The sequence below is a fragment of the Streptomyces violaceusniger Tu 4113 genome (assembly GCF_000147815.2).
GTDB classification, from domain to species: domain Bacteria; phylum Actinomycetota; class Actinomycetes; order Streptomycetales; family Streptomycetaceae; genus Streptomyces; species Streptomyces violaceusniger_A.
The window spans coordinates 10,021,088-10,034,042 of sequence record NC_015957.1; the positions used below are offsets into that span (position 1 = coordinate 10,021,088).

Consider the following 12,955-nt stretch of genomic DNA (forward strand, 5'->3'; position numbering starts at 1 on the left):
GTGGGGCGCCTGGTCGGGGCGCACCACATGACGGGCGGTCGGAGAGACGACTCAGGCCGCCGCGTGTGGGGGTCGCGGCGGCCTGACCGCGGCAACACTCCGCCTGCCGTTCCGCCGACCGCGCATCGGGAGGCACTCCGGCGCGTTCGCGGGGCTGGGGTTTCGGGACGACCCCACGGGGTGATGCGGCTTGAGATCCACTCTGCCTCGTCGGAGCCGCCGGGGAAATCCACCATTGGGCGTCCGTCACCCCCGCCGGTCGGCGGGGGTGTTCCCGCCCACTGACGGAGCCAACCACTCCATATTCGCTCTCCGATGAGGCAGGCTGTCCGGGCAATGGGCATGACAGCTGAGGAGAGGGAGCGGCCGGTGATTCGTGTTGCTGTTGTGGACGACGAAGCGCTCGTACGATCCGGTCTGCGACTGATCCTGGGCACGGCCCCGGACATCGACGTGGTGGCGGAATGTTCCGGAGCCTCCGCGGTGGCCACGGTGCTGGGCAGCAAGGCCGATGTGGTTCTCCTCGACATCCGGATGCCGGACGCCGACGGGCTCACCGTACTGAGACAGTTGCGGGCCGCGCCCCGCTCCCCCGCCGTGGCCATGCTGACCACCTTCGACGTCCAGGAGTACCTCGCGGCCGCGCTGCGCGCCGGAGCCGCGGGCTTCCTCCTCAAGGACACCGATCCGGAACAGCTCGTACGGGCCGTGCGCACCCTCGCCGAGGGCGGCAGCGTCCTCGACCCGGCCGTCACCCGCGCCGTGATCGGCGGCTATCTCGCCGCCGAGGCGGAGGCCACGGCCGCCGAGGCCGTCGAGGCGCTCACCCCGCGCGAACGCGAGGTGCTGGCGCTGCTGGGCGAGGGGCTGGCCAACCCCCAGATCGCCGAGCGGATGGGGCTGGCGCCCAGCACCGTCAAGGACCATGTGCGGGCGGTGCTCGGCAAGCTGGGCGGGCTCAACCGCGTCCAGGCCGCGATCGTCGCCGACCGCGCCGGGCTCGTCACGAGCCGGCCGCCGATAGGCGGCGCCCGATGACCGTCTCCCCGCTGCCGCCCCACAGTTCGTCCCCGGGCACGCCGGGCACGCCGGGCGCGCCGGGCGCCTCCCCGGCGTCGTCGCCCGCGCCTGCCTCCGCCGTCGCCTCGCCGCCGTCCGTCTCCGCCGGCCGGTGGCGACCGCCGCGCCGGGTCATGCGCTGGGGGTCGCTGATCGTCCCCGTCCTCCTCGCGGTGGCCGACGCGCTGCTCGTCAACGGCGTCACCTTCGGGCTGGAACTCAACGTCTCGCTGGCGGCGGCGGGCGCGCTGCTGGTGCGCCGACGGCTGCCCGCACTGGTCTTCCTGATCACGCTGCCGGGAATCCTCATCGGCTACGTCTGGTTCGCGCCGATGATCGCCCTCTACACGGTGGCCCTGCTCCGTCCCAACCGCCGGCTGCTGGGGATCTCCGCGCTGCTGCTGGCCGCCGCGCACTTCATCCCCTGGCCGGTCTCCGACTTCGAGCCGACCGCGTACCGGGAGAACACCCTCACGCTCATCGACGCGTGCGTGACCTCGGTGGGGCCCATCGCGCTGGGCCTTCTGGTGCGTACGCGCGGTGAACTCGCCGCCCGGATCGAGGATCTGACCCGCAGCCGCCGCCATGCGGACGAGCTGATCGCCGAGCAGGTGCTGTCCACCGAACGCGCCCGGCTCGCCCGCGAGATGCACGACGTGGTCGCCCATCAGGTCAGCCTCATCAGCCTGCAGGCCGGGGCGGTGCAGATCAGCGCCGAGGACGCGAAGGCGCGGGAGGGCGCGCGGACGATCCGCGAGCTGTCCGTACGCACCCTGGACGAACTCCGCCATATGGTCGGCATTTTGCGCGCGGCGGGCGGCGACCACGAGGAGCTGACCCCTCAGCCCCGGCTGGCGGATCTGCCCCGGCTGATCGAACTCAGCGCGCTGAACGTCAGCTTCGAGACGGACGACGCGACGGGGCGCCCGGGCCATCCGGAGGCGGTGGAACGGGCCGCCTTCCGCACCGTCCAGGAGGCGCTGACCAACGTCCGCAAGCACGCGCCGGGAGCGCGGGTGACGGTACGGGTGAACGACGCGGAGGCGGCTAAGGACGCGGCTCAACAGGCCAAAGGCGCGGCTCAAGAGGCCAAAGGCGCGGCTCAAGAGGCGGCTCGGAAAGCGGAGGAGACACGGGGCCTGCGGGTCGAGGTGCGCAACGGCCCGCCCGACGCCTCCGCCGTGGCCCCGGGACTGCCGGGCGGCGGTCACGGTCTGGTCGGGCTGCGGGAGCGCGCACAACTCCTGGGCGGCACGCTGGAGGCAGGGCCCACGGAGGAGGGCGGCTTCGTCGTACGGGCCGACTTCCCCAAGACCCCGCGCGTCACGGGAACGGCATGAGCGGGCCACGAACAACCCTCGGACGGGGAGGCGGACGAGCACCCCTGGGCGGGCGAACGCCCCTAGGCGGACAGCGGGTCGGCCGCCTCCTCGTCGTCCCCGTCCAGCTCCGTGGCCGCCCCCAGGTCGGGGTAGACGTCGAACAGCCGCCGCACCCCCAGAGCCGCCAGCACTCGATGCACATGCGAACCGTGCGCGGCGTCCTGCGGCGGCAGGATCAGCCGCAGCCGCCCCGAGCACGACCGCATCAGCCGACGCGCCGCAATCAGTACGCCGACCCCGCTGGAGTCGCAGAAGCGGACCTCCGAGAGGTCCAGAACCAGCCAGTGGCGGCCCTCGGCGACCGCGTCGTGGATGTGCTGCCGGACTGCGGGCGAGGTCACCAGGTCCATCTCTCCCGAGACCTGGAGAACGACCCACTCCCCCCGCCGGTCCTCCATCACCTTCAACGTCACGCGCCCGAAGCCCTTCGCTCGCCCCTAACCGGAATTTGCTGTTCACGGGCGGCTGCCCGCCCGTCGGCGCATGAAACTCCCCCAGGCATACGCCTTGAGGGACGACCCTATGCCGCGCCGAAGCGTTTCGTCTCCCCGATGCTGCGCAAAGCGACCGCGCCAATACCATGTGCGGCCCGTTTCTCGCGCACTTTGCCTGATGGACGCGTGTTGTGTGAGCAACCGGCATTACATTCGATATGAACGTGGGCATAGTGCCTGGAGGGCCGGCCGGACGACTCGGGAATGGGGGCCGCATGGCAAATGACGCACCGCCCCGCTGGGACCGCAGGATGCAACAGCGTCTGGCACGCGGCGAAGCGGCCGCACTCGCCGAGCTCTATGACCGATTCGCGTCACTTGTCCACAATCTGGCGCATCGGGTCCTGGAGGACGAGACGGCCGCCGACCGCGTCACCCGGGAAGTCTTCGGCTACGTCTGGGAGAACCCGGACGCGTACGACCCCCAGCAGGGCTCGCTGCGCGCCTGGATCGCCATGCTCACCCAGCGCCAGGCGGTGCACCGGCTGCGCGAGTCGCAGACCGCCCCGGCCGATGCCGACGGGGGCACGCTCACGGCCGAGGCCCTGGAGGAGCGGATCCGCGAGGTGTCCGTGGCCGCCCGCGCCGATTACATCGTCACCTCGATGCCCGCCCCGCTGCGCGCCGCCCTGGAGCTGGCCTACTTCGACCGCCGCGACTACCGCGAGGCCGCGGCCGCCCTCGGGGTGACCGAGGACGAGGCCAGGCGCCGCCTGCGGCTCGGCCTCCAGCTCCTCTCCACGGCCCATGTCCAACCGCCCCGCGCGGTCTCGCCTCCCGGCTACGGGCGGGCGCTGTGACCGGGCGCGGCGGGCCGGACCCGTACGACGACGCCTACGGCGAGAGCTCCGGACCCGGGGACGGGGACGAGAGAGACGGGCCCGGACGGGGCAGCGACCCGGGTCTGCCGTCCCACCCCGCCGGGCCACCCCGCATACCGCCGCCGCGGTCGGCCGCCGAGGACAGCGGCCACTGGCCGGGCGCACTGGACGGCGGAATCCCCGCCCCGCGCCCGCCCACCGCGGACGAGAGACCGTCGGGACGGGCACCGGAGCCCGCCCCGAAACCGGCCCCGCAACCCGCAGCGGACCCTGAGCCGGAGCCCGCTCCCGGCCGCGAACCGGAGTCCAACCTGGGCTCCGACCCGGAACATACCCCCGGCCCCAACACGGAACCGACCCCGGGCCCCGACCCGGAACCGGTCGTAAGTCGCGACCCGGAACCGGACCCAGAGCCGGAGCCGCCCGCCGCCGCGCCCCTGCCCGCGCCCGCACCACCCACACCGCCCCTGCCCGCGCCCCTGCCCGCGCCCGCGCCGCCGGCCGCGCCGCCGGCGGCGCCCACGCCCTCGGCGGCTCATCCGCTCTCGCACGATCTGCTGCGATCGCTGCTCGGCGCCTGGGCGCTGACCGCGTGCTCGCCGGACGAGACCGCCGCCGTCGAGGCGCATCTCAACCACTGCCCCTCCTGCGCCGAGGAGGCGCTGCGGCTGCGCGACGCCGTCGAGCTGCTGCACACCGAGCACAGCCTGGACCTCGATCCGATGCTCCGCTCCCGGGTGCTCGCGGGCTGTCTGGGCCGCCGTCCGGCCCGGATACCCATGCCCGGCTGGGCCGGTGCGTACGACGCCGAGGCCGCCCGGCTGGACGCGCTGCTGCGCGACATGGGCGAGGCCGAGTGGCGTGCGCCGGTGCGGCTGAAGTGGTTCGACGGGCGGCGGCTCACCGGCCGGGACACCACCGTCGCCGGGGTGATCGGCCATCTGATGGTCGTGGACGGCATCATCGCCGCCTCCCTCGGTCTCCCCGACCCGCTCGGCGCCGACGCCCCCCGCTCGCCCCAGACTCGTACGGAGGCGTACTGGCACCACGAGCCCGGCGCCTCGTACGGGGCCGGTCCGCCCGGGGCGGTACGGGAGTTGTGGCGCGAGCAGGGCCATGCCCTGGTCCGTACGGTCTCCTTCGCCGGGCGCGGAGTCGCCGAACTCGACGTGCCGTACGGGGACTTCGCGCTGCCGATCCGCGACGCGTTCCTCGACCGCGCCCTCGAATGCTGGGTGCACGCCGGGGACATCGCCGAGGCCATCGACTACCCCTATGAGCCACCGGCCTCCGCCCACCTCAGAGCCATGATCGACCTGTGTGCCCGGCTGCTTCCGGGGACGCTGGCCGAGCGGCGCCGCGCCGGGCTCGCGGCCCCGCCCCGTCGGCTGGTCGAGGCGGGCACCCCGGGCCGTACGCTCCATCTGCAGGTCGAGGGCACGGGCGGCGGCGACTGGTACATCGCGCTGGACTCCCCGGCGGCGGTGGCCTCACCGGAGGAGGCGGTGGCGACGATCGCCCTGGACCAGGAGGCGTTCTACTTGCTGGCGTCCGGGCATGTGCCGCCACAGGAGGCGGCCGCGGGGCTGTCCGGGGACACCGAGGCGATCCGGGACGTCCTCTTCGCCGCCGCGTCCCTCTCGCGCCTCTGAGTCGCCCGGCTCCTGAGTCGTCCGACCGACGAATCAGCCGAAGACGACCGTACGGTGGCCGTTGAGCAGCACCCGGCGCTCGCTGTGCCACTTCACGGCGCGGGCCAGCGCCTGGCACTCCACATCGCGGCCGACCGCCACCAGTTGGTCCGGGGTCAGCTCATGGCCGACGCGCTCGACCTCCTGCTCGATGATCGGGCCCTCGTCCAGATCGGCGGTCACATAGTGGGCCGTCGCCCCGATCAGCTTGACCCCGCGCGCATGCGCCTGGTGGTACGGCTTGGCGCCCTTGAAGCTCGGGAGGAAGCTGTGGTGGATGTTGATGATCCGTCCCGACAGCGCCTTGCACAGGTCGTCGGAGAGCACCTGCATATAGCGGGCCAGCACCACCAGCTCGACATGCTCCGTGCGCACCAGGTCCAGCAGCCAGGCCTCGGCCTCCTGCTTGGTGTCCTTCGTCACGGGCAGGTGGTGGAACGGAATCCCGTAGGAGCCGACCAGCTCCTCGAAGTCCGTGTGGTTGGAGACCACGGCGGCGATCTCGACCGGCAGCGCGCCGATCCGGGACCGGAAGAGAAGATCGTTCAGGCAGTGCCCGAACTTGCTGACCATGAGCAGAATGCGCATCTTGCGATCGGCGGGATGGATCTCCCAGTCCATCTGGAAGGACTCGCCGACCGCCGCGAAGCTGGCCCGCAGATCCTCCACCTTCACCGGTGAGACGGCGCGGAAGGCCACCCGCATGAAGAAGAGCCCGGTGTCGCGGTCCCCGAACTGCTGGCTGTCCTCGATATTGCAGCCGGTCATGAACAGATAGCTCGACACGGCGTGCACAATGCCCTGCTTGTCAGGGCATGACAGGGTGAGGATGTACTGGTCGGGGACGGAATGCGGCTCGCTCATGACTCCATAGCGTCCCACACCCGCGACGTGGTTCAGACCGCTTGCGTCATGATCGCCAGTACTTCGAGGGTGCGTGGCGGCACATCCGGGTCCTCGCCGTCGTTGGTGGCCAGCCGCACATGGGCCTCGCGGGCCGCCCGCACGGCTTCCGGCCAGCCATGGTGTTCGAGGTAGGCCGGGACGAGGGCGTCCGCGCCCACCTGGTGCATGATCCTCAGCACCCGCAGCACGGCGACATCGACCAGCGCCGCCTCCTGCGAGTCACGGAAGATCGTGCCGACGTACTTTTCGGCGGACCAGTTGTCGAGCCAGGTGTCCTCGACGAGCCGGTAGACGGCGTCCGTCACATCCCCGTACCCGGCCTGGCCGGCCAGCCAGCACTCCTGCTGAAAGACGGGATCCGAGAGCATATGCAGCGCCGAGCGCACGTTGATGCGCCAGCGCCACCAGGGCATGTCGTTGACAGGAGGCATGCCTCCCATGGTGGTCGAGCGACGGGCGCGACGGGAAGACTTCTCCGAACCTTGCACAATCACCGATCGTACGTTCTTCACACAGAGCGACGGATCGGCCCCCGGAGTTCACCTCTATGACACCGTTCCTTGTCTTGTCATAGCTGCGCCGTTCCTCGCGACGGGACAGGCTCGCTTGCCATGACCGGTCGGCGACGCCCTTCCTCCCGCCTCTTCCGAGCCGCCGTCGCGGCACTGTGCACGGCGGTCGGCGCGTCACTGCTGACCGGCTGCGGCGGAGTGCTGTCGAGCAAGAACGACGGCGACCCCATCACCGTCATGACATGGGCCCCCGAGGGCACCAAAGCGACCAATATGCCAGGAATGCCCGCGATGGCGAAGGCATTTGCCCGCTGGGTCAACGACACCGGCGGCATCCACGGCCGCAAGCTCAAGGTCGTCACCTGCAACGAGCGCAACGACGCCGTCCAGGCCGCCCGCTGCGCCCAGCAGGCCAAGGACGAGAAGGCCGTCGCGGTCGTCGGCTCGTACAGCCAGTACGGCCGGGCCTTCATCTCCCCGCTGGAGGTCGCCGGCATCCCCTACATAGGCGGCTACGGGGTGACGCAGGAGGAGTTCGACAGCCCGTACTCCTATCCGGTCAACGGCGGCCAGGCCGCCCTGCTGGTGGGCAACGGCCGCCAGCTCGCCTCCCGCTGCGAGCGCACCGCGCTCGTGCGCCCCGACACCATCGCGGGCGACGACCTCCCCCAGCTCCTCAACACCGGCCTCAGGGCGGGTCAGCGCGACACCGCCCATGACGTCCGCGCCCCCGAGGGCGCGGGCGACTACAGCGACCAGGCCACCACCGCTCTGGAGCGCGTCGGCGCCGACACCTCCCTCGGCAGTGCCGCCCAGGGCGCCTCCCTGGACAGCTCCTGCGTCACCGCGGCGCTCGGCAACCGCACCGGCACCTTCTTCGACTCCTTCCGCCGGGTGCAGGAGAACCATCCGAGGGTGCGGCTCGCCTCCATCCTCGGCGGCGTCCGGCAGTCCCTCATAGACTCCACCGGCGGCAGCTCCAGCCCCCTGGAGGGCACCTACGCCACCGGCTGGTACCCGGCCGGGGACGATGCGCGCTGGAACCCCATGAAGAAGGTCATCAACAAGTACGCCTTCGACGACAACCGCATCGACCCGGACGACCCCGGTACGCAGACCACCTGGATCGGCTACACGGTGCTGCGCTCGGTCCTGATGTCCCTGCACGCCGACGACATCAGCGCCCGCACCGTGCGCAACGAGCTGGACGACGGCCACGCGGTCAACACCGGCGGGCTGACGCCGACGCTGCGCTGGGGCTACGACGACACGCTGCACGTGCCCAACTACTCGCGGATCGTCAACGCGGACGTCACCTACCAGATGGTGCGCGACGGCCGACTGGTGGCGGTGCGCAAGGGATTCGTCAACGTGTCCAAGATCCTGGAGCAGTACCACCCGGCGGACTGAGCCGCCGGCACCCGCGGGCCGGGCCGCTGACACCCTGCGGAACGGGCCGGGGACGGCGGCGCCGCCCCCGGCCGTCCGGTCACAGTTCGGTGGCCTGGTGCGAGGTGAGGCCGTACTGGGAGGCGATCGGGTTCCACAGCCCCGAGGCCGTCTTCTTGGCCTGCGTCGCCTCGCCGCTCGCCCGCTCGGCCGTCCCGACCCGGGGCGTACGGCGGGCCTTGCCCTTGGGGCAGCCCTTCTTGCCGCCGACCTGATCGGCCCAGGCCGCGTACTCGTTGTCGGCCCTGGCCGAGGACTTCCACGCCTTGGTGAGAGCCGCGGTCAGCCGCGCGTTGTCGGGCAGCTTGTCCACCGACAGCTTGCCCAGCCGGGTCACCAGACCATTGCGCTGGCCCGCGGCCGTCCGCAGATCCGATGCCGCCGTGGGCAGGTCCTTGCAGGACTTGATGTTGTCCACGGCCTTGATCACCGATGCGCGGCTGTTGTTGCTGTCGGCGAGCAGCGCGTCCAGCGCCTTCGCCTGCGGCTCGGCGGGATCGGCGGATTTGGACGGCTCCTCTTCCCCGGCGCTCGGCGAGGAGCTGCTCAGCGTCGAGTTGTCCTTCTTGTCGCCGTCGCCGCCCATGCTGAGCGCGGCTCCGGCGGCGAGCCCGGCGATACCGCAGCCCGCCACCACGATGCCGATGAGCATGCCCCGCGACATCCGGCGCCGCCCACGGCCACCACCGCCGCCACCGCCACCGGACGGCGACGGCTGCGGAACGTCCTGGGCGAACTGCGGAAGCTGCTGGGTCTCATGGGCGCCCTCGGCACGGAACAGACCGTCGAACTCCGAGGGCGGCGGCCGGTCCCCGGGACGGCCGGGACGGATCGCGTACGGGGCGCTGCCGGGCCGCTCCGGGATGTTCGCCGCGGACGCGGGTACGGGTGCGTCCGGCGCGGGTGCGGGCGGCGTGGGCGGGAGCACCGCGGTCTCTTCCGCGGCGGCCGGCTGGCGGTGGGCGCCCCGGTGGCCGGGGCGGACGGCGCGCAGCTGGGTGGTGGACTCGGCGGGTGACTCGGGCCGGTTCTCGGGCGGCAGCGGCGCGCTCTTGACCGTGGCGAGCGTGGTGGTGGGGGTGTCCAGAGGCGGCGGGGCCTCACCCGGGACCGGGGGTATGAACTGGGTCGCGTCGGCGTCCCCGGCGGGCTGCGGCGGCAGTACCTGGGTCTCGTCGGCGGCCTGGTACGGCGGCTGAGCCGGTCTCTGGGGGGCCGACCAACCCTGCTGCTGGCCGTAAGGCTGTCCCTCGGGGGACCCGTAAGGCTGTCCCTCGGGCGACCCGTAAGGCTGCGCTCCAGGCGAACCGTAGGACCCGTCGGGCGCCCCGTAGGCCTGTTGTCCCCCAGGCGGCCCGTAGGACTGCCCCCCAGGCGACCCTCCGTAGGTCTGCCCCTCGGGCGGCCCTCCGTAGGACTGCCCCCCAGGCGACCCTCCGTAGGTCTGCCCCTCGGGCGACCCGTAAGGCTGCCCCTCGGGGGGCGGCGGCGCGCCGAACTCCCCCTGCGGCGGCAGTTCCGGAGCGCTCTGCGGGCCCCAAGGCTGCCCCCATGCCTGTCCCCCGGCCGGGGCCGCCTGGTGGCCGTCCGAGGGCTTGTAGTCCCCCTGGGCGGGCAGCACAACCCCCTCGCGCACAGGCTGCGCGGGCGGGACCGCGGGAAGCCGCGGCTCATTCCCCTGACCGCTCTGTGTCACCGGGACTCCTTGGTATACGGAACTACGGAATCGTCGGCTCACGCTACCGGTTCCCCAGACGGCGCGATGCCCATGAGCCCAGGGGGACGGCGAGAGACTGGTCACCGCGACAGGGGGCACACCACCGCGATCAGGGGTTATGTAAACCCCACCCGTACCTCCGGTAATCACAAGGCAACGCACACCCCAACGCGCGCACCCAACGCACGCACCTCATCACACCCACCAACCCCACACGCACCAGCAGCCACAACGCGACGCACACCCCGCACACCCCATGACTCCCGCACCCCACAAGGCCCCACAACACCCCCGCGCCCAGCGGAAATCTCAGGCGACAGCCTCAGGTGACCACCTCGGGCTCAGGCGACCTGCATCTGCAGCCGCGCCCCGAACTCCCGCACCACCGGCTCGTCCCGATAGGGCTCCAACCGCTGCTGGAAGTCGTCCAGATACTCCGCCCCCCGGTTGGACCGCAGCGTGCCCAGCAGATCCACCGCCTGGGTGCCGACATGGCACGCCTGCTCCACGTCGCGCTGCTGCACATGCCCGGTGGCCAGCAGCAACAGCCCGATCGCCCGCCGCCGCACCCGCCCCTCCGGAAGCCCCTCCAGGGCCTCCTCGGCGCGCCGCCGGGCCTGTTCGGCCTGGCCCAGGTCGCGGTGACAGTGGGCCAGCTCATCGGCGAGATAGGCACGGTCGAAGTGGCGGACCCAGGTGGGGTCGTCACCCGTGACGGAGCCCGAACCGCTCCCCACCGCCCGCTCCAACGCGTCCAGCGCGCGCCCGGCCGCGGCCTGGCAGGCCCGCGCGTCCCCCATCAGGGCGTGGCCGCGTGCCTCGGCCGCCAGGAACATCGATTCGGCGCGCGGCGGCACCTGGCCACGCGCGCCCTCCTGCGCGGCCTTCGCCAACTGGGCGATCTCCCGGGGATTCCCGAGCTGGGCGGCGAGATGGCTCATGCTGGCGGCGAGCACATAGCCGCCGTAGCCCCGGTCCCCCGCGGCCTGGGCGAGCCGCAGCGCCTGGATGTAGTAGCGCTGGGCGAGACCGGACTGCCCGGTGTCGACCGCCATATAGCCCGCCAGCTCCGTCAACCGCGCGACGGCCGCGAAGAGTTCACGGCCGACCGCCTCGGTGTACGAGCCGGCCAGCAGCCCGGAGACCACACTGTTCAGATAGTGGACGACGACGGGGCGCACATGGCCGCTGCCGTAGCGGTGGTCCAGGTCGACCAGGGCGTCCGTCGTGGCGCGCACCGCCGCGACGTCCGAACGCCCCACCCGGGCGCCCGCGGTGCGCGCGACCTGGGTGTCCGCACCGGTGATCAGCCAGTCGCGGCTGGGCTCGACCAGCGCGGAGGCGGCGACCGTCGAACCACTGAGGAAGTCGCGGCGCCCCACATCGCTGCGCCACAGCTCGCAGACCTGCTCTATCGCGCCGAGGACGGTGGGCGAGAACTGCAGACCGACCCCGGAGGCAAGGTTTTTGCCGTTGGCCATGCCGATCTCGTCGATCGTGACCGTACGGCCCAGCTTGCGGCCGAGCGCCTCGGCGATGATGCCCGGCGCCCGGCCCCGGGGCTGCTGGCCACGCAGCCAACGGGCCACCGACGTCTTGTCGTACCGAAGATCGAGACCGTGCTCGGCGCCGCACATATTGACCCTGCGCGCCAACCCGGCGTTGGAGCAGCCGGCTTCCTGGATGAGCGCCTGCAGCCGTTCGTTCGGCTGCCGCGCCACAAGCGGCCTAGCGGCCATGGCGTTACCTCCTGTGACTGCTTGCGTTCTCGGCGTATCCGTCTCTGCTGCTGAGTGATGCCCCGCAGATATCGCAGGTATACGGCGAATGCGGAACTTGCCCGTATTGACCGCATCGACCGCATCGTTCGCGTACGGCGCCGATACGAGTCCGGGCACGCCCTCCCCCTGGCGCCGCGGCATGGCCGCCGGACACTCGCACGCCTGTCACGCATGGTGGTTACCCGCTTACACAGCCGCAACCCCACACGCGCCCCCGGCTGTGCACCCATGCGCCCCGCCGTGCCGTCCTCGCGCACCCCGGGCCCCCGGCGGCCCGCCCGTGTGGGGGTCCGGCCGTAACCCCTGTTGACGGCGGAAGTTGTCCTTGCGTGGAAGAGACCATGGACGTGACAGGACCATCGCGGTTCCCCGCGGGAACCTCGCAGATCCCTCAGCAGCGCGGGGAACGGCTGCGCGACGCGGCGGTGCGATATGCCGAGGAGCGGCATTGGGACGTGCTCTCCGGCGCCTGGCTGGAGACCGTGGACGGAGTGGAGCGCTGCTCCTGCGGAAGCGCCGACTGCCCGGCCCCCGGCGCCCATCCGACCGGCCGGGACTGGGTGAACCAGGCCACGGGCAGCGCGGTCGTGGTCCGCCGCATGTGGGCCAGGACGCCGCGCGCCTCCATCCTGCTGCCGACCGGTCGCACCTTCGACGCGCTCGACGTACCGGAGTCGGCGGGCTGTCTGGCGCTCGCGCGCATGGAGCGCCGCCAGGTCGAGCTGGGCCCGGTCACCTGCACCCCCGGGCGCAGGATGCTCTTCTTCGTCCTCCCGGGCGCCGCCGCCAAGGTCCCCGACCTGGTGCGGAATCTGGGCTGGCCGCCGAACGCGATCGACCTGACCCCGCGCGGCGAGGGCGACTATGTGGTCGCGCCCCCGACCCGGGTGGGCCTGCGCGGTCCGATCCAGTGGGCCCGGCGGCCCACCGCCGCCAACCGCTGGCTGCCCGACGCCCAGGAGCTGGTGAGCGCCCTCGCCTACGCCTGCGGCCGCGAGCGCCGCTGACCACCCCCGGGACCGCTGACACACCGGCCCGCTGGCACCCCGCGCCGCTGAGACACACCGCGCCGCTGACGCCCCCCGGAGCGCTCCCCAGGTCGGCCCCTATCGTGGAGCGACGGACGGGGGCGCCACGACCGGC

The 12,955-nt window shown here is 72.3% G+C and carries 11 protein-coding genes; 6 read left to right on the forward strand and 5 right to left on the reverse strand.

The annotated features are described in order from the left end of the window. Positions 1-369: 369 nt before the first annotated feature. Together STRVI_RS40955 and STRVI_RS40965 are read left to right on the forward strand one after the other, a co-directional pair. Positions 370-1,038, forward strand: a complete 669-nt coding sequence (locus tag STRVI_RS40955) for a response regulator (protein ID WP_043237379.1) — start codon at positions 370-372, stop codon at positions 1,036-1,038. After that, positions 1,035-2,399, forward strand: a complete 1,365-nt coding sequence (locus tag STRVI_RS40965; protein WP_014061448.1) for a sensor histidine kinase — start codon at positions 1,035-1,037, stop codon at positions 2,397-2,399. The genes STRVI_RS40955 and STRVI_RS40965 overlap by 4 nt, the downstream gene beginning before the upstream one ends. Positions 2,400-2,461: 62 nt before the next feature. On the opposite strand, the gene STRVI_RS40970 is transcribed toward STRVI_RS40965, so the two are convergent. After that, on the reverse strand, positions 2,462-2,839 hold the full coding sequence (locus tag STRVI_RS40970; protein ID WP_014061449.1) for an STAS domain-containing protein: 378 nt from the start codon (positions 2,837-2,839) through the stop codon (positions 2,462-2,464). A gap of 311 nt (positions 2,840-3,150) precedes the next feature. Here STRVI_RS40970 and STRVI_RS40975 point away from each other — a divergent pair, with 311 nt between their 5' ends. Both STRVI_RS40975 and STRVI_RS40980 read left to right on the forward strand, forming a co-directional pair. Continuing rightward, positions 3,151-3,735: a sigma-70 family RNA polymerase sigma factor gene (locus STRVI_RS40975; RefSeq protein ID WP_043237387.1), complete on the forward strand. Its 585-nt coding sequence runs from the start codon at positions 3,151-3,153 to the stop codon at positions 3,733-3,735. Further along, positions 3,732-5,408 carry a zf-HC2 domain-containing protein gene (locus STRVI_RS40980; protein WP_014061451.1) on the forward strand — a complete coding sequence of 559 codons (1,677 nt, stop codon included), beginning with the start codon at positions 3,732-3,734 and terminating at the stop codon, positions 5,406-5,408. Before STRVI_RS40975 ends, STRVI_RS40980 begins: the two co-directional genes overlap by 4 nt. Before the next feature lie 33 nt (positions 5,409-5,441). On the opposite strand, the gene purU is transcribed toward STRVI_RS40980, so the two are convergent. Together purU and STRVI_RS40990 are read right to left on the reverse strand one after the other, a co-directional pair. Next, positions 5,442-6,311, reverse strand: coding sequence for a formyltetrahydrofolate deformylase (gene purU, locus STRVI_RS40985; protein ID WP_014061452.1), 870 nt, complete (start codon positions 6,309-6,311; stop codon positions 5,442-5,444). 32 nt (positions 6,312-6,343) lie between these two features. After that, positions 6,344-6,793, reverse strand: coding sequence for an SCO4402 family protein (locus STRVI_RS40990; RefSeq protein WP_014061453.1), 450 nt, complete (start codon positions 6,791-6,793; stop codon positions 6,344-6,346). A 171-nt stretch (positions 6,794-6,964) separates the two neighbouring features. Between STRVI_RS40990 and STRVI_RS40995 the strand changes: the two genes are divergently transcribed. After that, complete coding sequence (locus tag STRVI_RS40995) at positions 6,965-8,275, forward strand: ABC transporter substrate-binding protein (RefSeq protein WP_014061454.1); 1,311 nt, start codon at positions 6,965-6,967, stop codon at positions 8,273-8,275. 79 nt (positions 8,276-8,354) lie between these two features. Here STRVI_RS40995 and STRVI_RS47205 read toward each other — a convergent pair whose 3' ends face one another. Together STRVI_RS47205 and STRVI_RS41005 are read right to left on the reverse strand one after the other, a co-directional pair. Then, on the reverse strand, positions 8,355-10,010 hold the full coding sequence (locus STRVI_RS47205; RefSeq protein ID WP_014061455.1) for a hypothetical protein: 1,656 nt from the start codon (positions 10,008-10,010) through the stop codon (positions 8,355-8,357). Between the two features lie 362 nt (positions 10,011-10,372). Beyond that, positions 10,373-11,770: a hypothetical protein gene (locus STRVI_RS41005; RefSeq protein WP_014061456.1), complete on the reverse strand. Its 1,398-nt coding sequence runs from the start codon at positions 11,768-11,770 to the stop codon at positions 10,373-10,375. A gap of 383 nt (positions 11,771-12,153) precedes the next feature. On the opposite strand from STRVI_RS41005, the gene STRVI_RS41010 reads away from it, so the two are divergent. After that, on the forward strand, positions 12,154-12,819 hold the full coding sequence (locus STRVI_RS41010) for a bifunctional DNA primase/polymerase (RefSeq protein WP_014061457.1): 666 nt from the start codon (positions 12,154-12,156) through the stop codon (positions 12,817-12,819). Positions 12,820-12,955: the final 136 nt, after the last annotated feature.